Annotated in this window: 18 protein-coding genes; 6 read left to right on the top strand and 12 right to left on the bottom strand. The window is 63.6% G+C overall.

Features of this window, described 5'->3' with window-relative positions:
• Window positions 1–686 precede the first annotated feature (686 nt).
• A complete protein-coding gene (locus OWC48_RS42490) occupies window positions 687–1274 on the top strand; it encodes a hypothetical protein (RefSeq protein ID WP_282525350.1) in 588 nt (195 codons plus the stop codon).
• 241 nt (window positions 1275–1515) lie between these two features.
• Here OWC48_RS42490 and OWC48_RS42485 read toward each other — a convergent pair whose 3' ends face one another.
• Together OWC48_RS42485 and OWC48_RS42480 are read right to left on the bottom strand one after the other, a co-directional pair.
• On the bottom strand, window positions 1516–2607 hold the full coding sequence (locus OWC48_RS42485) for a TRAP transporter substrate-binding protein (protein ID WP_282525349.1): 1092 nt from the start codon (window positions 2605–2607) through the stop codon (window positions 1516–1518).
• A 331-nt stretch (window positions 2608–2938) separates the two neighbouring features.
• Window positions 2939–4030, bottom strand: coding sequence for a TRAP transporter substrate-binding protein (locus OWC48_RS42480; protein ID WP_282525348.1), 1092 nt, complete (start codon window positions 4028–4030; stop codon window positions 2939–2941).
• Window positions 4031–4322: 292 nt separating this feature from the next.
• On the opposite strand from OWC48_RS42480, the gene OWC48_RS42475 reads away from it, so the two are divergent.
• Window positions 4323–5423: an NAD-dependent epimerase/dehydratase family protein gene (locus OWC48_RS42475; RefSeq protein WP_282525347.1), complete on the top strand. Its 1101-nt coding sequence runs from the start codon at window positions 4323–4325 to the stop codon at window positions 5421–5423.
• 187 nt (window positions 5424–5610) lie between these two features.
• On the opposite strand, the gene OWC48_RS42470 is transcribed toward OWC48_RS42475, so the two are convergent.
• The 6 genes from OWC48_RS42470 to OWC48_RS42445 all read right to left on the bottom strand — a co-directional run bounded on the left by OWC48_RS42470 (window position 5611) and on the right by OWC48_RS42445 (window position 12107).
• Window positions 5611–5988 carry a hypothetical protein gene (locus OWC48_RS42470; protein ID WP_282525346.1) on the bottom strand — a complete coding sequence of 126 codons (378 nt, stop codon included), beginning with the start codon at window positions 5986–5988 and terminating at the stop codon, window positions 5611–5613.
• Between the two features lie 707 nt (window positions 5989–6695).
• Window positions 6696–8003: an NAD(P)H-dependent oxidoreductase gene (locus OWC48_RS42465; RefSeq protein WP_282525345.1), complete on the bottom strand. Its 1308-nt coding sequence runs from the start codon at window positions 8001–8003 to the stop codon at window positions 6696–6698.
• A gap of 159 nt (window positions 8004–8162) precedes the next feature.
• Window positions 8163–8963 carry a phytanoyl-CoA dioxygenase family protein gene (locus tag OWC48_RS42460; RefSeq protein WP_282525344.1) on the bottom strand — a complete coding sequence of 267 codons (801 nt, stop codon included), beginning with the start codon at window positions 8961–8963 and terminating at the stop codon, window positions 8163–8165.
• A 71-nt stretch (window positions 8964–9034) separates the two neighbouring features.
• Complete coding sequence (locus OWC48_RS42455; RefSeq protein ID WP_282525343.1) at window positions 9035–9712, bottom strand: GntR family transcriptional regulator; 678 nt, start codon at window positions 9710–9712, stop codon at window positions 9035–9037.
• A gap of 185 nt (window positions 9713–9897) precedes the next feature.
• Window positions 9898–11154 (bottom strand): M20/M25/M40 family metallo-hydrolase, encoded by a 1257-nt coding sequence (locus tag OWC48_RS42450; RefSeq protein ID WP_282525342.1) that lies wholly within the window; start codon window positions 11152–11154, stop codon window positions 9898–9900.
• A gap of 83 nt (window positions 11155–11237) precedes the next feature.
• Entirely contained in the window at window positions 11238–12107 is an 870-nt protein-coding gene (locus OWC48_RS42445) for a sigma-70 family RNA polymerase sigma factor (protein WP_282525341.1), read from the bottom strand.
• Between the two features lie 100 nt (window positions 12108–12207).
• Between OWC48_RS42445 and OWC48_RS42440 the strand changes: the two genes are divergently transcribed.
• The gene (locus OWC48_RS42440; protein WP_039158057.1) at window positions 12208–12663 is read left to right on the top strand and encodes a carboxymuconolactone decarboxylase family protein; all 456 of its coding nucleotides are present in this window, start codon (window positions 12208–12210) and stop codon (window positions 12661–12663) included.
• 42 nt (window positions 12664–12705) lie between these two features.
• Here OWC48_RS42440 and OWC48_RS42435 read toward each other — a convergent pair whose 3' ends face one another.
• A complete protein-coding gene (locus OWC48_RS42435; RefSeq protein ID WP_282525340.1) occupies window positions 12706–13518 on the bottom strand; it encodes an alpha/beta fold hydrolase in 813 nt (270 codons plus the stop codon).
• A gap of 2 nt (window positions 13519–13520) precedes the next feature.
• Window positions 13521–14339 carry an alpha/beta fold hydrolase gene (locus tag OWC48_RS42430; protein WP_282525339.1) on the bottom strand — a complete coding sequence of 273 codons (819 nt, stop codon included), beginning with the start codon at window positions 14337–14339 and terminating at the stop codon, window positions 13521–13523.
• Between the two features lie 139 nt (window positions 14340–14478).
• On the opposite strand from OWC48_RS42430, the gene OWC48_RS42425 reads away from it, so the two are divergent.
• Window positions 14479–15021 carry a methylated-DNA--[protein]-cysteine S-methyltransferase gene (locus tag OWC48_RS42425; protein ID WP_282525338.1) on the top strand — a complete coding sequence of 181 codons (543 nt, stop codon included), beginning with the start codon at window positions 14479–14481 and terminating at the stop codon, window positions 15019–15021.
• Between the two features lie 172 nt (window positions 15022–15193).
• Here the strand turns inward: OWC48_RS42425 and OWC48_RS42420 are convergent, their stop codons facing one another.
• Both OWC48_RS42420 and OWC48_RS42415 read right to left on the bottom strand, forming a co-directional pair.
• Complete coding sequence (locus OWC48_RS42420; RefSeq protein WP_282525337.1) at window positions 15194–16738, bottom strand: acyl-CoA synthetase; 1545 nt, start codon at window positions 16736–16738, stop codon at window positions 15194–15196.
• A gap of 117 nt (window positions 16739–16855) precedes the next feature.
• Window positions 16856–18028: an acetyl-CoA C-acetyltransferase gene (locus OWC48_RS42415; protein WP_282525336.1), complete on the bottom strand. Its 1173-nt coding sequence runs from the start codon at window positions 18026–18028 to the stop codon at window positions 16856–16858.
• A 237-nt stretch (window positions 18029–18265) separates the two neighbouring features.
• Between OWC48_RS42415 and OWC48_RS42410 the strand changes: the two genes are divergently transcribed.
• Both OWC48_RS42410 and OWC48_RS42405 read left to right on the top strand, forming a co-directional pair.
• Window positions 18266–18844, top strand: a complete 579-nt coding sequence (locus tag OWC48_RS42410) for a TetR family transcriptional regulator (protein WP_282525335.1) — start codon at window positions 18266–18268, stop codon at window positions 18842–18844.
• Between the two features lie 67 nt (window positions 18845–18911).
• A complete protein-coding gene (locus tag OWC48_RS42405; RefSeq protein WP_282525334.1) occupies window positions 18912–19670 on the top strand; it encodes an SDR family NAD(P)-dependent oxidoreductase in 759 nt (252 codons plus the stop codon).
• The last annotated feature ends 8 nt before the right edge of the window (window positions 19671–19678 follow it).

Genomic DNA, 19678 nt, shown 5'->3' with positions numbered 1-19678 from the left:
CGCCAATGGTACTATGGCTTAAGCCCTGGGAGAGTAGGTCGCTGCCAGGCCTGCCAAGGACAAGAAATCATCCTCTTTCGATGTTCGAATACAAAACGCCGCTTCGGGAAACCGAGGCGGCGTTTTTGTTTGTGTTGTCGTCTTCGGCAACAGCGGCGCCGAGCCTCATCCCATGAGACAGAACACGTTGACGCCGAAATAATCCGGCGTTGCGCTGTCGCTGGAACGTGTAGATCCCGCGGCGCGAGCAGAAGACATGGCTTCGCGCGGTGCGTCTTCCATTCGTAGACCGAGAGCAGATCCTCGCCGCTTTCAATGATGAGCGCGCTCTCGCGCACCTTCGTCATCGGCGCATTTTTCTGCCGGCAGAGTGATCAGTCGCAGGTCGTGATGTCAGGTGATTCCTGACACCAGGCTGAACGCCACCGCGCCGCAAATGGCAGCCGCCTCGAGAGGCGGCAAGCAGATCGATTCCATGCAGAACAATGTTTGGTGATCGCGGGAGTCACCACAGGGTTGTGATCATTCAGCCATGATCGGCCCTTAGCAGACGCAAGCGGAGTTCATGCGCAGTTCATTCCAGGCTCCCTAGTTTTTCCGTCGTCGAGACCTTCGATCGCCAAGACGTTCCACTGCCAAGACCTTCCGCTGACAACACCAACCATCCCTTTCAGGAGGAGACTCCCATGCCAGCATTGCTTCGTCCCGCCCTCACCGCGTTCGGCGTCGCGTGCCTTCTGTCCGCCGCATCGCTTGCCTCCTCCGGCACCGCGTTCGCGCAAGCCAAGCAGGCAGCGCCTGCTCCGCAGGCCGCGCCGGCGCAGGCGCCTAGCCTCAAGCAGATCGCGCTGACCGACAAGCAGCTCGACGGTGTGCTCGCCGCGCAGAAGGACATGGATGCGATCACGGAGAAGCTGCCGGAGAACACCGCGCCCGACCAGAAGGTGATCGGCCAGCTCGACGGCGTCGCCAAGAAGAACGGCTTTGCCGGCTATGACGATTACAACAACGTCGTCGACAACATCAGCCTCGTGCTCGGCGGCTTCGATCCCGCGACCAAGAAATATGTCGGCACCGAAGCCGTCATCAAGGCGCAGATCGCGCAGATCCAGGGCGACAAGAAGATGCCGGCCAAGGACAAGAAGGAAGCGCTCGACGAGCTCAACGAAGCGCTGAAGACGCCGGCGCCGCAGGTCGAGAACAAGGCCAACATCGATCTCGTCGGCAAGTACTACGACAAGCTGGTTGCCGCGTTGGGGGATGATCAGAATTGAGCGCTATTACGGAAAGCGCGCCCGCCACACCCACCGCTGTCCTGCCCCGGCTTGACCGGGGCATCCAGTACGCCGCAGCGGATGTGGTGACAGCGTGCTCTCCAATATCGGCCTCTGGAATACTGGATCGCCCGGTCAAGCCGGGCGATGACAGCTTTGGTATCGCTCCCGTCATTGCTCTACAAAAAGCCCCGGAGACATCTCCGGGGCTTTCGTCGTTTTCAGACGCCGTGAACCGTCGCTACGTCCGTGTCCGCATCCGCATCATGAAGCTGTCGTAGCTCAGCTCGGCGACCTGCATCCACGCCAGCGACTCGTTCCTGAACGCCGACAGGCTCGTGTACATCTTGTTGAAGTGCGGATTGGTCTTGCTGAGATCGGCGTAGATCTCGTTGGCGGCGTTGTAGCAGGCCTCCAGCACTTCCTGCGGGAACGGCTTCAGGATCGCACCGGCCACCAGCAGACGCTTCAACGCAGGCGGGTTGACGAAGTCGTATTTGCCGGTGACCCAGGTGAAGGTATCGCGTGAGGCCATCTCGACCACGGATTGATAGTGCTTCGGCAGCGCGTTCCATTTGTCGCGATTTATGACGTTGTGGCCCTGGCCTGTGCCTTCCCACCAGCCCGGATAGTAATAGTATTTTGCGACCTTCACGAAGCCGAGCTTCTCGTCGTCATAGGGGCCGACCCATTCGGCGGCGTCGATCGTGCCTTTCTCCAGCGCCGGATAGATGTCGCCGCCTGCGATCTGCTGCGGCACGCCGCCGACCTTGGCGATGATCGTGCCGGCGAAGCCGCCGACGCGGAATTTCAATCCCCTGAAATCCTCCATCGACTTGATCTCCTTCCGGAACCAGCCGCCCATCTGGGCGCCGGTCGAACCGGTGGGAATGCCGAGCGCGTTGTATTCCTTCAGCAGGTCGTTGAGCATCTCGGTGCCGCCGCCGAACAGAAGCCAGGAGATATGCGCCCGCGTGTTCAGTCCGAACGGCAGCGAGGTGCCGAAGGTGAAGGCGGGGTTCTTGCCCCAATAATAATACAGCGCCGTGTTGCCCATCTCGACCGTGCCGTTCGACACCGCGTCGAGCACCTGCAGGCCCGGCACGATCTCGCCGGATGCGAACGGCTGGATCTGGAATTTGTTGTCGGTGGCGTCAGCCACGCGCTTGCAGAAATATTCGCAGCCGCCGTAGAGCGTATCGAGCGCCTTGGGCCAGCTCGCGGCGAGCCGCCATCTCACCTCCGGCGAAGATTGCGCGATGGCCGGCGCAGCAACCGCTGTGCTTGCCGCCAGGCCAGCGCCTGTCACTTTCAGAAATTCACGACGTTTCATGCGTATCCCTCCGTTGTGCCGATTGCTCGACTAAGGGAACGATCTTCGTGTCGTCTTTTGCTTCGCCGAGAACCGAACTTGTCTTTGGTGAAGGTGTGAGCGTGTCCGACGGCCCTTCAGGGCTCTTTGTGGATCCCGTACGTTGCGGTTCCGGCCATCAGGATGACCGGTCGCCTTGCGATAATCAAGCGTCGTCGGGACGCTCGCAGTTGCGAGGCCGATCGGGACAACCAGCCTTGGTCCGAAACAGGAACCAAACTACGTAAAACCCCGGAGATGGCAGCATCTCCGGGGCTTCTCCGTCCTTTAGTCGTGTGAGCCGTTCAGTGCCTCACGTCTTGGTCCGCATCCGCGCCATGAAGCTGTCGTAGCTCAGCTCGGCCACCTGCGTCCAAGGCAACGAGTCATTCTTAAAGGCAGTCATGCTTGCATACATCTTGCCGAAATGCGGATTGGTCTTGGACAGGTCCGCATAGATCTCGTTGGCCTGGGTGTAGCAGGCCTCGAGCACGTCCTGCGGGAAGCCCCTGAGGATCGCGCCGTTCACGATCAGCCGCTTCAGCGCCGGAGCATTCACCGCGTCGTACTTGCCGGTGATCCAGGTGAAGGTGTCGCGTGACGCCGCGTCGATCGCCGCCTTGTAGTGTTTGGGCAGCGCGTTCCACTTCTCGATGTTCATGATGTTGTGGCCCTGGCTCGTGCCTTCCCACCAGCCGGGATAGTAGTAGTACTTCGCGACCTTGGCGAAGCCGAGCTTCTCGTCGTCATAGGGACCGACCCACTCCGCCGCGTCGATGGTGCCTTTCTCCAGCGCCGGATAGATGTCGCCGCCGGCGAGCTGCTGCGGCACGCAGCCGAGCTTGGCGAGGATCGTGCCGGCAAAGCCGCCGATGCGCATCTTCAAGCCCTTGAGGTCGTCGACCGTCTTGATCTCCTTCCTGAACCAGCCGCCCATCTGCGCGCCGGTCGATCCGGTCGGGATGCCGTAGACGTTGTGCTCTTTCAGGAGGTCGTTGACGAGATCCTGTCCGCCGCCCCACAGCAACCAGGAAATCTGCTGGCGCGTGTTCAAGCCGAACGGGAGGGCAGTTGCGAACGTGAATGCGGGGTTCTTGCCCCAATAATAATAAAGCGCGGTATTGCCGATCTCGACCGTGCCGTTCGACACGGCGTCGAGCACCTGCAGGCCCGGGACGATCTCGCCCGCCGCAAAAGGCTGTATCTGGAATTTGTTGTCGGTAATGTCGGCGACCTGCTTGCAGAAATATTCGCAGCCGCCATAGAGCGTATCGAGGGCTTTCGGCCAGCTCGTGGCGTAGCGCCACCTGACCTCGGGCGACGACTGCGCGATCGCGGGCGCAGCCACTGCTGTGCTCGCGGCCAGGCCGACGCCTGTCACCTTCAGAAAATCACGACGTTTCATGCGCATCCCTTCCATTGCGTCGATGCATCGACCAGGGAACGATCTTGCTGTCGTCTTGTCTTCGTCGAGGATCGACGTTCTCTTGTTGAGATTTGTTTGAGCGTTTCCGAATGGCCCTGATGGGCTCTTGTTGCTGGAAGCCGAGCGTTGCGGTTCCGTCAGCAAGGATGACCGGACGCCCTACGATAATCAAGTCTGATGCCTTCCTCGCAAGTGCGAACGCGGGCCAGACGCAAGTCGGAACCGTCAGCGATCTGCTACTCGATTAGGCAATGACAAGGGAGGCTCGCGCATGACGGGCAAAAAGGTCGTGGTCGCTGGGGCAACCGGTCTGGTCGGCAACGCCGCGTTGCGACACTTCGGCACATCCAGCCCTTGCGAGGTCATCGCGCTGTCACGGCGCAAGCCGCGCGACCTCTACGGAGCCCGCCACGTCCCGATCGACCTTACCAGCGAAGCCGATTGCCGCCGTGCCGCAGCCGAGCTTCAGGGCGCCACCCACCTGATCTACGCCGCGCTCTACGAGGCGCCGCAGCTCGTCGATGGTTGGCGCGACCCGCAGCAGATCAAGACCAACGATTTAATGCTGCGCAATTTGATGGCCGCGCTCGAGCCGGTCGCGCCGGACCTCAAGCATGTCGCCTTGCTGCAAGGCACCAAGGCCTATGGCGTTCACGTCCGCCCCCTGACGGTGCCGGCGCGCGAAGGCCGCTCCGAGATGTACGAGCAGCCCAACTTTTACTGGGCGCAGGAAAATTTCCTGCGCGAGCTCCAGCGCGGCAAGGCTCACAAGGAAAAGGCCTGGCACTGGAGCATCTTGCGCCCCGTTCTCATCGTCGGCCTCGCCATGGGTGGCGCCATGGATCTGATCCCGCCGCTCGGCGTCTATGCCGCGATGCTGCGTGAGCAGGGCAGGCCGCTCGATTTTCCCGGCGGCGCCGCGCGGGTGGCGCAGGCCGTCGACGTCGATCTCCTCGCGCGCGCAATCGCCTGGTCGGGCGAGGCCAAGGCGGCGCAGAACGAAGCGTTCAACGTCACCAATGGCGATGTCTTCACCTGGGAAAACATCTGGCCCGCGGTGGCCGACGCGCTGGAGATGAAGCCCGGCAAGCCGATCCCGCTATCGCTCGCCAAGGAGTTTCCCAATTGGGTCTCTTCTTGGGACGCGTTGCGACGCAAGCATGACCTCATGTCGCCGGACCTCGCCGACTTCGTCGGCCTGTCGTTCCAGTACGCCGATTACAGCATGCGCTACGGCCAGACCGAGCCCGGTCCGCCCTCGATCGTCTCGACCGTGAAGATCAACCGCGCGGGGTTCACCGAGATGATGGACACCGAGGATATGTTTCGGAAGTGGTTCAAGCAAGCCAAAGAGAGCCGGCTGCTTCCATAGAGATCGCTACTACGAAGGCAGTGCGCTCCCTCTCCCGCTTGCAGGGCCGGAGGTCGGGGCCGTTCCTACATCCAGTCGTGCACCCACCGCGTGACCTGGATGCTGATTTCGGCGAGAGCCACAAAGCCAGCACGAAACAGGCGGCCCTTTGGGGCCGCCTGAGCTGTTTAACGTCAGAGCAGATGACCTACTGGCAGAGATGCTGGAGGCCGTCGCTACCCTTGAAATAGGTGCCGGGCCGGCAGACGATGCCGTTGCGGGCAGCATACGTACTCCAGCTGCCGTTCCAGCCCATCTCGCCGTACGACATGCCGGGCGACATGGCGTAGGAATTGCCCCAGCTGCCGACAGTCGCGTCCGCCGCTGCCGGCTGGCGATATACCGTTCGCCGAGTTGATGGTCGAACTCGATAGTCGGGGGTGGTCCCCGTTCCAAGACCCGTGCAGCTGGCGAATTCAGCTTGGCATGCGTCCGGATTAGAGTTGTACCACTGCGCCTGTGCAGCAGAGCTGGACAGGGCAGATGCCACAACAACGACCGCACCAAGAATTTTCAGATTTATCATGGATTGCTCCTTACGGTTGGACCGTGGTGCAAGATGCCACGTGTGTCAGTATCCGGTTTTTTTGCGCGCGGAGTATCAAATCGACGTGAAACACGCTGGGCGAGTACGACAGAACGAGTATCCCCGCGCCATCCCTTGCCACCACCCTGACACTGCTTGGCCTGATCATTGGCTTCTCCAGGCGATCAATCGATATGACTAGCGCAAGAATTTCGAGGAGACTGAAGCCAACGCCATCGTGGTCGAATAGGACGCAACCTGCTGCAATCATAAGCCGCACACGAGCGGGACATAGCGCGGGCTGCGGCCGATGCCGGCTTTTGATCGCGAAGCCGAACTCATGGTTCAACATTCACCGCTTTGGCATAGCTCCACTTCATCTATAATTCTCTTCCGTGGATCAGCTACAGGAGGCAAGAATGAAGCGATCAATTGCCTTGTCAGCGTCGCTAATTATTGGCTTCTCAGTTGGAAGCAATGCAGGCGCGAGTGCTGCAACTTACTGCCGACACGTTGGCTATCCCGCCAATTGTCTCGTTCGGACCGGCGGCATGGTCGCGCCAACCCGTGATGTTCGCGGAATGCCACCATCAATTGATGCGGGCCCGAGCGGCGTTATAAGGCAGGACTTGTTCGCAAGGAATAATCCGAACAATTTGCGATCTGATTGGCCCGGTCCACCCGCTCAACCGGGGCAGTTCTAGCCGCTATTTCGCGAATGCCGTCTCCATCACCTTTCGCGTCTTGATCGTCTCGTTGTTCGCATCGAACTCGACGTCGCTCCAGCGCACGATTTCGCCATGGGCGACGTCGTGCTTCAACTTGAGGCGATGCGCGAGACCGATCGGCAGGGCACCTGCCTTCAGGCTCGCGGCTGCCGGCACCAGCTTGCCCCACACGGTGTCGCCGCCTTCGCCGTCCAGCATCTCGCCGGCGCGCAAGTTCCGCTTGGCCACGGCGGCGACGTCGCCGCGGAAGCCATAGGGCTGGCCGGTCGGCTCGCCCCGTAGCGCCGCCGACAGGATAGAGATGTTCAGCTCGAGCCCGATCAGGTGGTACGGCTTGTACATCGCGGCGAAGCGTCCGCTGCCGTCGGTCTTCAGGCCGTATTGCCTGAAGCAATCGGCGGCATAATCGTTCGGCGCCTCCAGCACGACATAGACGCCCCAACGCAAATCGCGAAACACCGGCCGGCCGTCGCGCTCGAGTGACGACACCACCTCCACCACGCCCGACCGCTCCAGCACGCCGCCCTTGTCGCTCGGGCGCATGACATGCGGCAAATCGTCGACGCCGCAGGGTGGAAACAGCAAACCGCTCGCGGGTACGTCGAGCGCACAGGCATTGGCGATCGCGGCCATCTCGATCGCGGATTTGGTGCCGTCGAGGAAGGAGTTGAACATCTGCGGATTCATGCCGGCCGACTGCGCCTCGCCCGCGGTGAGACCATAGTGCTGCCAGACGCCGTCAGGCGTCACGTCGTGATAGGCCGGCAGATACTTCGTGCCCTTGCCGGCCGCGACCACGCGAAAACCGGTGGCGCGGGCCCAGTCGACCATCTCCGCCGTCAGCGCCGGCTGGTCGCCATAGGCGAGCGAATAGACCACGCCCGCCTTGCGCGCTTCCTCGGCAAGCAGCGGGCCTGCCAGCACGTCGGCCTCGACATTGACCATCACGATATGCTTGCCCGCCGCGATCGCAGCGCGCGCGTGCTTGATGCCGACCGCGGGATTGCCGGTTGCTTCAACGACGACATCCATCGCACCGCCCGCAATGGCGCGCGCGCCGTCGTCGGTAAACACGGTGGCTGCGATGCGCGCCGCATCCCAGCCCACGGTGCGGCACGCTTCGCGGGCACGGTCGCGGTCGATGTCGACGATGATGGGCACTTCCAGCCCCGGCGTGTGCGGCACCTGCGCCAGAAACATCGAGCCGAACTTGCCGGCGCCGATCAGCGCGACACGGACAGGCTTGCCGGCGGACGCGCGGGCCTGGAGGAGGCGGAAGAGGTTCATGGGGATGTCCTGCGAAACTATCGTGTCCCGGACGCGCTGCAACGCGTAGCGTTGCTGCGCAGAGCCGGGACCCAGAAAGAAAACCATCCGTGGGGCATGAGCCCCGGCTCAGCAGCGCATCACTGACGTGCTGCGCTGCGTCTGGGGCACGAGACCCGTCTACTCCGCCGCCTGCCTCGGTGCTCGTGCAAGCCGCACCAAGGCATCATCGTCCACCGTCTTGATCGGCGCAAAATCGCGATGCGCGATGTACTCTGGCCGCGTCGGTGTGCGAATGTAGTTCGAGACCGCGTTCAGCGTCAGGTACACGATCTTGCGCGGGTAGGGCGTGATGTTGCCGGCCGAGCCATGCACGAGATTGCCGTGGAACATCAGCATGCCGCCCGGTTTGCCGGTCGGCGCCACGATGCCGCCCTGCTTGACCAGCCGCGTCACGGTCTCCTCGTCCAGCGTCCACAGCGGGTAGGACGTCGTCGCAAGGTCATGGGAGGCCTGGAGATCGCCGGCATTCTGGCTCTGCGGCACCAGCATCAGCGGGCCATTGATCGGCATCACCTCGTCGAGGAAGATCGCGATGTTCATCGCGCGCGGCTCCGGCATGCCGTCGTCGCGCTTCCACGTGCCGTAATCCTGGTGCCACTGCCAGACGTCGCCCGTGAAGGCCGATTTCGCGTTGATCTTGAACTGGTGCATGTAGACCGGCTCGCCGAACAATTGCTCGACCGGGTCGATCATGCGCGGATGCGCGCCCAGAATGCCGAAGGCCTCGTTGTAGAGATGCGCGGCAAAGGCCGTGCGCGGCGCGCCGCTCTTCTCGCGCCAGACCTCGGGCCGGTTGGCATCATAAATGCCGACCGCCTCGCGCGCGAGGAAGTCGACCTCCTCCTGGTTGAACAATTCGGGGAGGAACAGCCAGCCCTCGCGATGGAAGAACTCCAATTGTGCCTCGGACAGTTTCATGGATCGTCCTCCTGTTTTGCTTATTTGTTTTCTCTTTCGTCATGGCCGGGCTTGACGGCGTGCGCCAACAGCTACGCCGCCGCCTCGTCCGTCGCCTTCAATCTCTCCTCGGTCATCCGTCCCGCCGTCTGCGCATGCGCCAGCGCCGCGCGCTCGGCGGCTTTCGCATCGCCGGCGAGAATGTGTCCGGCAATCGTCGCATGCTCGGCCCATGCGCTGTCGCGATAATCGAGCTCGGAGAGCACCGTCGCCATCGAGCGGCGCATATGCGGCCATTGCGGCGCGATCGTCTCCTCGATCACGGGATTGCCCGCGAGCTGATAGATCGCGCGGTGAAAATCGACGTCGAGCACGATCAGCTCGGCGAGCGACGTCTTGCGGTCGATGCGGCGTCCGGCGGCGAGGGCTGCGTCCAGCCGCGCGCGTCCCGCCGCGTCGCTTGCTGCGCGCCGAGCGGCGAGCCGGGCGGCCAGCGCGTCGATGGCGCCGCGCACCTCGTAGAGCTGGCGGATGCGCGAGGGGTCGAGTTGGGTGACTTCAAAGCCGCGCCGGCCGCTCTCGGCGACGAGTCCCTGCCGGTGCAACAAATGCAGCGCATGCGACACCGGCTGGCGTGACACGCCGAGCTTGTCGGCGAGTTCGTTCTGCCGGATGCGCTGGCCGGGCTGAAGGGTGCGGTCGGAGATCGCTTCCAGGATCCGCGCATAGACCTGGTCGATCAGGTTCGGGAGCGGGTCGAGAGGGATCACGCCGGCAACTCCGAGATACAAAGTGGGAATACGGAATTCCGTATTCGAAGGTATCGCAGGAGGGGAAGGGCGTCAAGGCAGGCCTCACGCCGTCGTTTTTTGACCCACTAAGCCATTGATATCGCTAGGGCCGTCTACTGTGCATGGGGTTGTTTTCGCCAAAATGGCTTGGCCGGCCCCGGCGCCTATTTCTTCTTGCCCTGCTCGATCAGCATCCGGCTCATCAGATAGAGCCGCGGCACGATCGAGTTGGTGTCGATGAATTCGTCCCGCGCGTGATAGCCGAAGCCGGCGAGGCCAAAGCTCTCGACCACCACCGCCTTGCCGCTGCGGTTGGCATAGCCGGCGTCGGTGGCGCCGCCGGTCATCTCGGCGATGTCGAGCTTGCGGTCGATCTCGGCATAGATCGCCTGCCCCTCCTGCGCGAGCGCGCGGCCGCGATCGCTGGCGACGAAGGGCGGGCGGCCCGCAATGATCGTCACCGTGGTTTCGGTGTCGGGCACGAACTTGTCCTTCACCTTCGCGTCGAGCGCCGCCTGCAATTTGGCGATGCCATCGGGGATGGTCAGGCGGATGTCGGCGCCGGCCTCGGCCTTTTCCGGAATCTGGTTGCGCACCGTGCCGGCCTGCGCCGTGGTCCAGTTGAGCTGCGTGCCCGGGATCGACTTCGCGACGTCCTTCGTCTGCTGCAATTGGTGCGCGAGCTCGATCAGCGCGTTGCGGCCGAGATCGGGCGCGGCGCCGGCATGCGAGGCGCGACCCTTCACCTCCATTTTCGCCGTCGCAGTGCCGCTCGCCCCGAGCAGCAGCCCGTCATTCCTGGCGATCGGCGCGGCCACCGTCGGTTCGCAGGAGAGCACGACGTCGTGCTGGTCGGCGAGCTCGGCGATGATCTCGCCCGACCCGATCGAGCCGACCTCTTCATCCGGATTGAAGGACACGGTGAGCCTGGCGTAGTCCTGCCACCCGGCGTCCTTCAGGATCTTGAGCGCATGCAGAACCACGGCGATGCCGCCCTTGTCGTCGGCGATGCCGGGGCCGTAGATGCGGTTGCCGTCGACACGGTACGGCTCGCTTGCGAGAATGCCGCGCTGATAGACCGTGTCCATATGCGCGATCAGCATCAGCTTTCGCGACCCGGTGCCCTGGAAGGTGGCGATCACCATGTCGGCGCCCGTACCCGCGGTGGTCTTGCGCCGCTCGATGGTGGCGCCCATCGCCTTCAGACGCGCTTCGGTGAAGTCGGCGATCTTCTTCAGGCCCTCGGCATCGCCGCTGCCGCTCTCGATCATCACCATGTCGCGCAGGGTCTCGATCAGCGGCGCCTTCTCCTGCTCGGCCGCGGCCTTGAGCTTCTCGTCGGCGGCCGCAAGCGCGATGGTGCTGCCGGCGGCGAGGCCGAGCAGGGACAAAGCGAGCAGGGGGATGAAGCGGGCTGTCATGGAATCGTCCTTTCGCGTCTTGAGCGCACCGCGCGCGATTGGACTTCAGCGTAACATCCGGGCTGTCCGGATGCCACGTCCCGCTAGCGCTCCAGCACCTCCACCTCCATCGTCGCGATCTGGTCCGCATCGGCCACCGCCTCGATCCCCGCGATCCGGTCGCCGTCGAACGTCACGCGCAGCGCGATGCGCAGACGTCCGCCGAAGATGACGGCGACGCCGATCTCGCCATCGACCAGCGCCGTCCGCGCCGCCTGCGCACGGCCCTTGTAGAGCTGTGCGACCGCATCCGCGCCGCGGATCTCCGGCAGCGTGCCGAGCCGCACCGCAGCCTGGTCGGCACGGAACACGACGTCGGGATCGAGCAGGGCCAGCAGGCCCTCGAAATTGCCCTCGCGCGATGCCTTCAGGAAGGCATCGACGATCGTGCGCTGGTGCGAGATGTCCGTCTCAGGCACCGGCGCGCCCTGAACACGGCGTCGTGCGCGGCTCGCCAGCTGCCGCGAGGCGTCGACCGAGCGTCCGACGATCGGCGCGATCTCCTCGAACGGGACTGCGAACATGTCGTGCAGCACGAAGGCGAGCCGCTCCGCCGGCTGCAATGTCTCGAGCACGACGAGAAGGGCCGCGCCGACGGAATCAGCCATCTCCGCCTCGCGCTCGCGCGTCTCGTCGACAGGTTCGGGCACATGCGGGCCCATCGGGTCCTCGCGGCGCGACTTTCGTGCACGCAGCATGTCGAGGCAGATGCGCGCGACCACGGTGGTCAGCCAGCCGCGCAGGTTCGCGACATCGGACGTGTCGTAGCGGCTGACCCGCAGCCAGGCCTCCTGCACGGCGTCGTCGACCTCGGCGCGGGAACCCAGCATCCGGTAGGCGACCGCGCGCAAATGGTCCCTGCTGGCCTCGAACTGGTGGCTGAGAGAATTTTCTTCAAAGTTTTTTTGGCTCATCGGTCACATTCCCTCGTCGCGATCCGTCATCCCCATGACGAAGCCAATCCGGCCGATGTGACCGGAACCGTCGAAATTTTTCAAACGGAGACGCAAGATGATGCACGCCCGCATGAATCACCCGGTCATGGTCCTGCCGGAGGCCATGAATGTCCTTCAGTCCCTTGGCAATTTGACCAAGCAGGGCCTGCCGGAAAAGCTCCTGGAACTGGTGCACCTGCGCGCCAGCCAGATCAATGGCTGCAGCGTCTGCGTCGACATGCATCCGAAGATCGCCCGCAAGCTAGGTGAGACCGACGAGCGCCTGTTCGCCGTGTCGGCCTGGCGCGATGCGCCCTATTTCAGCGACGCCGAACGCGCCGCGCTGGCGCTGACCGAAGCCGTCACGCGCCTCGCCGATCGCGAGGACCCGGTGTCGGATGCGATCTGGAACGAGGCCGCCAAGCATTTCGACGAGCGCGAGCTCGCAACCTTGATCCTCTCGATCGCGACCATCAACGTCTGGAACCGCCTGAACGCGACGATCAAGATGCCGGTCGGTGTTTGGAAGGTGTGAGGCTCTTTTTCCTCTCCCCGCACGCGGGGAGAGGCGAAGAAGCTACTCCGCCAGAAACCTGTTCACGACCTCGCCGAACTCAAGCGGCGCCTGCTCGAACATCCAGTGGCCGGCATTCGGGATCACCGCCGTCTTGCTGCCGGCGATGTGCTCGGCCAGCACGCGCCACATCACCGAGAGGCTGCCGGTCGTCGCGCCGCCGCCGATCAGCAGCGTCGGCGTCCTGATCGCCTGCGCATCAGCGAGCGTGTAGGGCCGGCGCTGCTCGTTGATCTGGCCGAGGAAGGTGAGCGTGTTATCGCGCAGTTGCTGCTTCGCCGCCGCCGGCACGCGCCGCCACGAGCCGTCGCCTTCGATGCCCTCGTAGAAATTCTGCAGCGCGCCGTCGAGATCGCCGGCGCGGATCATCTCGACCGAGCGTATCGTCTTCGCAGCGAGCGGCGGATGCGCGGGCGTGCCTTCGGGCACCGGCAGGCTGGCATCGAGATCGCCGCCCGGCTCGGCCAGCACCAACTTGCGCAGCAGGTCAGGCCGCGCTTGCGCGACGCGAAACGCGATGTGGCCGCCGCGCGAATGGCCCATCAGGTCGACCGGTCCGGGTTTGACCTGCTCGATGAAGGCGATCGTGTCTGCGACGTGTTGCGCCATCTTGTAGTCGTCACCGACGGCGTCCCAATGCTCGGGGAAGAAGTGCCGCAGGCTGACCGAGATCACGCGATGCGCCTTCGACAGCGGGCCGAGCACTGAATACCAGGTGCGGAAATCACCCAACGTGCCGTGGACGCAGACGAGCGGCAGGCCCTTGCCGACTTCGAGATAGGCCATGTCGTAACCGTTGACGCGAAAGCTCTGCATGATCAGCTCGCCAGAAAGTCCAGAACCAGTTCGGAGTATTTTTGCGGCGCCTGCTCGAACATCGGATGGGTTGCGTTCGGGATGATCGCCGTTTTCGAGTAGGGCACGTGCGCAGCGAGCGCATGCAGCACCTTTGGCAGCAGGCCTTTGGTCCGTGCGCCCAGGATGAACAGCGTCGGCATCCCGATCGATTCCGCATCCGCCTGCGAGAACGGCGGGCGGTTGTCGCGGACCTGCCCGATCAGGGTATAGGCGTTGTCGCGCAGATTCTGTTTCACCATCGCCGGCAGCCGCGGCCATGTGCCGGCTCCCTCCAGCGTGTCCACGAAGACGGCGAGGCCGCCGTCGACATCGCCGGCCGCGATCTTCTCGGCCGAGGCCGTGAACCGCGCCAGCAGTGGCGAGGGGCCACCGACGTAATCGGGATCGAGGCTCGCATCGAGCTCGCCGCCGGGCTCGGCCAGGATCAGCCGCCGCAACAGGTCGGGGCGGGCCTGTGCCACGCGGAAAGAGATGTGCCCGCCGCGGGAGTGGCCCATCAGATCGACGGGGCCGACGTCGAGCTTCTCGATGAAGGCGATGACGTCCTGGACATGCTGGTCGATCGAATAGGTGTCGCCGACGCCGTCCCAGCGGTCGGGGAAGAAATGCCGCAAGCTGATAGCGATCACCCGATGCCGCTGCGTCAGCGGTCCGAGCACGCAGCCCCAGACGCGGAAGTCATTGAGCGAACCATGCACGCAGACCAGCGGCGGCCGGCCTCGGTCTTCACCCACGTCGAGATAGGTCATGTCGTATCCGTTGACGCGGAGGCTTTGCATTCGGGGCTCGCGGGAAAGGGGCGGGAACTCCTGTGCAAGATTCCCGGAAACCGGGTGGATCGCAACTATTTCCAAGCCTAGATATAGGCACGGATCACAATGGGGGCATGCGATAAGGACGCAAGCCAGGAACCAAGCCATGACCGACCAGCATTTTGCCCTGTTCGACACCAGGATCGGCCTCTGCGCGATCGCCTGGGGCCCGCGTGGTATCAACGGCACGCAGCTCCCGATGGGCGGCGAGGAGAAGATCCGCACCCGCATCAGCCAGCGCCACGCCGACGCCACCGAGGCCGAACCGACCGCCGAGGTGCGAGAGGCGATCGGCCGCATCACAAAACTGCTCGCGGGCGAGCCTGACGATCTCACCGATATCCCGCTCGACCTCGACGGCGTGCCCGACTTCAACCGCGGCGTCTACGAGATCGCCCGCGCCATCCCGCCCGGCAAGACCATCACCTATGGCGACATCGCCAAGCAGCTCGGCGGCGTTCAGCTGTCGCGCGATGTCGGTCAGGCGCTCGGCCGCAACCCGTGCCCGATCGTCGTGCCCTGCCATCGCGTGCTGGCTGCCGGCAACAAGCCCGGCGGCTTCTCGGCGAATGGCGGCGTGGTGACGAAGCTGAAAATGCTCGAGATCGAAGGCGCGCTGGTGAACCACACGCCGAGCTTGTTTGATTGATCTCCGCTTTACTCTCCCCTGGAGGGGGAGGGTCGATGCGCATGCAGCGAAGCGGAATGCGCAGCGGGGCGGGGTGACAGTCTCTCCGAGTTGAACAGTGCCCGAGTGGAGAGATCACCCACCCCGTCGCTTCGCGCCGACCCTCCCCCTCCAGGGGAGGGTAAGCAAGTGGCTAGATCTTCGCCGCCGTCTTCGGCCAATACTTGTCGCGCAGATGCCGCTTCACCAGCTTGCCCGTCGGCGTGCGCGGCAGCTCGGCTTCGAAATCGATCGAGCGCGGGCACTTGATCGCCGAGAGACGTGTCTTGCAGTAGGCGATCAGGTCGGCCTCGAGCGCCTTGCCGGCGCGGCTCATGTCGTGCGGCTGCACCACCGCCTTCACCTCTTCGCCCATCTCTTCGTTCGGCACGCCGAACACGGCGACGTCGGCGATCTCGGGGTGGGTGATGAGAACGTCCTCGGTCTCCTGCGGGTAGATGTTCACCCCGCCGGAGATGATCATGTAGGACTTGCGGTCGGTGAGGAACAGGAAGCCGTCCTTGTCGAGATAGCCGACGTCCCCGAGCGTCGACCAGCCCTTCGCGTTGTAGGCCTTCTTCGTCTTCTCGGGATCATTGTGATAGGTGAAAACAGGCGCATCGGCGAAATAGACCGTGCCGATCTCGCCCACCGGCTGCTCCTCGTCGTTCTCGTCCAGGATCTTGATCTTGCCGACCACGGCGCGGCCGACGCTGCCGCGATGCTCCAGCCATTGCTGCGAATTGCAGACGGTGACGCCGTTGCCTTCCGAACCCGCGTAATACTCGATCAGGATCGGCCCCCACCAATCGATCATTTTTGCCTTGACGTCGACCGGGCATGGAGCTGCGGCGTGGATCGCGCCTTTCAGCGTCGAGACGTTGTACTGGGCGCGGACCTCGTCGGGCAGCTTCAGCATGCGCACGAACATGGTCGGTACGAGCTGTGATTGGGTCACTTTGTACTTTTCGACCAGCTTGAGAAAATCCTCGGCGTCAAAGTGCTCCATGATGATGGAGGTGCCGCCCAGCACGATCGCCATCATGTTGAAGCGCAACGGGGCCGCGTGATAGAGCGGCGCCGGCGAGAGGTAGGTGCTCTCCGCATTCATGCCGCACATGTCGGCGCAAAGCACGCGCAGGAAGGCGTTCGGCAAGTCGATCTTGTTGCCCTCGAACGCCTTCTTGATGCCCTTGGGCCGGCCGGTGGTGCCCGACGAATACAGCATGTCGTAGCCGGCGACCTCGTCCGGGACAGGCGTCGCCGGCTGTGCGGACGCTTCCTTGTCGTAAGAGCGGAAGCCGGCTTGCGGCTCGTCGACCATGTAGAAGATCGGCTCGCCGGGCGCGCCCTTGATCAGGGCCTTGATCTGGTCGGCGCATTTCGGCGTGGTGATCACGACCTTGGCGCCGCAATCGCCGATGATGTAGTCGATCTCGTCCTGCTTCAGATAACGGCTGATCGCGGTGTAATAGAGCCCGCTGCGTTGCGCCGCCCAGCAGATCTCCATGAACGCGAGACGGTTTTCCATCAAGAGCGCGATGTGGTCGCCGGCCTTCAGGCCGAGCGAGCGGAACAGGTTTGCGCCCTGGTTCGAGAGCTCGTCGAGCTCGCGATAGGTGATCGCCTTGCCGGTCCCGGCCATCTGGTAGGCGATCTTGTCGGGCGTGGTCTTCGCGTAGACGGACGGATGGGTCATGGCGTTTCCTCAAAACGCGAATGGCGAGTGGCGAATGGCAAATAGGGAAGAAGGCAAACCGCTCTTCGCCTACTCACCATTCGCTACTCGCCACCCACTATTCGTTTTTGTCTTTTCTTACAGCCGTTCGACGATCGTCACGTTGGCCATGCCGCCGCCTTCGCACATGGTCTGCAGGCCGTAGCGCTTGCCGCGCTGGTGCAGGGCGTGGACCAGCGTGGTCATCAGCTTGGTGCCGGAGCCGCCGAGCGGATGGCCGAGTGCGATGGCGCCGCCATTGACGTTCAGGCGGGACGGATCGGCGCCGGTGGTCTTGAGCCAGCCGGTCGGCACCGAGGCGAAGGCCTCGTTGACCTCGAACAGGTCGATGTCGTCGACCTTCATGCCGGCCTTCTCCAGTGCGCGCTTGGTGGCGTGCAACGGTGCGTCCAGCATGATGACGGGATCGCCGCCGGTCATGGTCATGTGGTGGATGCGCGCCAGCGGCGTGAGGCCGAGCTGCTTCAGGCCGCGCTCGTTCACGACCATCACGCCGGAAGCGCCGTCGCAGATCTGGCTGGCGCTGGCCGCCGTGAGCTTGCCGTTCTCGGCGATCAGCTTGACGCCCTTGATGCCGTCGAGCGTGGCATCGAAGCGGATGCCCTCGTCGATGTGGTGGGTGTCCTTGCTGCCGTCGGAGCGGGTGATCTCGAGCGGCACGATCTCCTTCTTGAAGTGGCCGGCTTGCGTCGCCGCGATCGCGCGCTGATGGCTGTTGTAGGAATATTCGTCGAGATCGTCCTTCGACAGGCCGTACTTCTCGGCCATCATCTCGGCGCCGGTGAACTGGCTGAACACGATGTTCGGATATTTGTGCTCGATGCCCGGGCTCTTGTAATTGCCAAAGCCGTTCTTGGCCGGAAGCTGCGAGGACAGGCCCATCGGTACGCGCGTCATCGATTCCACGCCGGCGGCGATCACCACGTCCATCGTGCCGGACATCGCGGCCTGCGCGGCGAAGTGCAGCGCCTGCTGCGACGAGCCGCACTGGCGGTCGATCGAAGTGCCCGGAACGCTCTCCGGCAGCTTCGAGGCCATGATCGCGTTGCGGGCGACGTTGTTGGACTGCTCACCGACCTGCATGACGCAGCCCATGATCACGTCCTCGACCAGGGCGGGATCGACCTTGGTGCGATCGACCAGCTCGTCCAGCACCTTGGCGGCGAGATCGGCCGGATGCCAGCCGGCGAGGCGGCCCCCCTTGCGCCCGCCCGCGGTACGCGCAGCGGCGACGATATAAGCCTCGGCCATGTCGGTCTCTCCCTGGATTGTTTTTTATCGAGTTGGATTGTCGGCGCGGATTTAATGGGCGCGACATCGTTTAGTCAATCGATCAATTAACTCTTGTGATGAGGCGCTGGTTCGGCTTATCTCCGGCCGCTTCAAGCGGCGAGAACAGGGAACTCCGTGACTACCAGCGTACCGAACAGGCTCCCGAGCGGAAAGAATTCCACGGCAGAGAAATTGCTCGTGGCCGCGAGCGAGCTGATGATCGAACGCTCGTCGATCGAGATCTCGCTCTCCGACATCGCCCAGAAGTCGGGCGCCAATGCCGCGCTGGTCAAATATCATTTCGGCAACAAGGATGGCCTCTTGCTGGCGCTGCTCGCGCGCGATGCCGCGACCGAGATGTCAAATCTCGAATATCTGCTGGCGCAACCGATCACATCGACGGCGAAGCTGAAGCTGCACATCGCCGGCATTATCCGGGCCTATTACCGGTTCCCCTACATGAACCGGCTGATCCACTATCTGCTGCATGAGAGCGTTGCCGGCTCTGCCGACGAAGTCTCAAAGTTCTTCGTGGCGCCGCTGCTGGACTTCCACCGGCGCCTGCTCACTGAGGGCGTCAGCCGCGGCGAGTTCCGCGCGACCGATCCGGTGCTGTTCTACACCAGCCTGATCGGCGCCTGCGATCACCTGTTCTTTGGCCGGCACGCGATGTCTCGCGCGACCGGCGTCGGCCCGGTCACCGACGACGTCTGCCGGCAATACATCAAGCACATGGAAACGCTGATCTGCGGCGGCATCCTCACGCAAGCCGGGGAAGCTGTCGCGGCCGGATAATCTCGCCATCACGCTCAAGTCTAGAGAAGAAACGCCCAAGGAAAAGGCAGAGGAAAGGTAGCTTACGATGGAGTTGAAAGACGTAGCCGTTCTCATCACCGGCGGTGGTTCGGGCCTCGGTGAGGCCACCGCCCGCGCCATGGCGGCCAAGGGCGCCAGGATCGGTGTGATCGACCAGAACAAGGACAACGCCGAGAAGGTCGCCGCCGAGGTGAAAGGCGTCGCGCTCCATGCCGACGTCACCAGCGAAGAGCAGATCAAGGCTGCGATCGCGAAGGCGGAAGCCGCGCACGGCGTCGCGCGCGTGCTGATGAACTGCGCCGGCATCGGCGGCTCGCAGCGCATCGTCGGCCGCGACGGCGTCTATCCGCTGGAAAAATTCGCGCGCATCATCAACGTCAATCTGATCGGCACCTTCAACTGCCTGCGTCTGTTCGCCGAGCGCCTCGTCACGATCGAGCCGGTCGGCGAAGAGCGCGGCGTCATCATCAACACGGCTTCGGTCGCTGCTTACGAAGGCCAGATCGGCCAGATCGCGTACTCGGCCTCGAAGGGCGGCGTTGTCGGCCTGACGCTGCCGGCTGCGCGCGACCTCGCCAGCCAGAAGATCCGCGTCAACACCATCGCGCCCGGCCTGTTCTTCACGCCGTTGCTGATGGGTCTGAACGAAGAGGCACGCAAGAGCTTAGGGGCCCAGGTGCCGCATCCCTCGCGCCTCGGCGATGCCAAGGAATACGGCTCGCTCGCGGTGCACATCGTCGAGAACGCGATGCTCAACGGCGAGACCATCCGTCTCGACGGCGCTATCCGCATGGCGCCGCGGTAGGCGCTGCG

Source organism: Bradyrhizobium sp. Arg816, from assembly GCF_029989365.1.
Lineage (GTDB): Bacteria > Pseudomonadota > Alphaproteobacteria > Rhizobiales > Xanthobacteraceae > Bradyrhizobium.
This window is presented reverse-complemented; position numbering and strand designations above follow the sequence as displayed.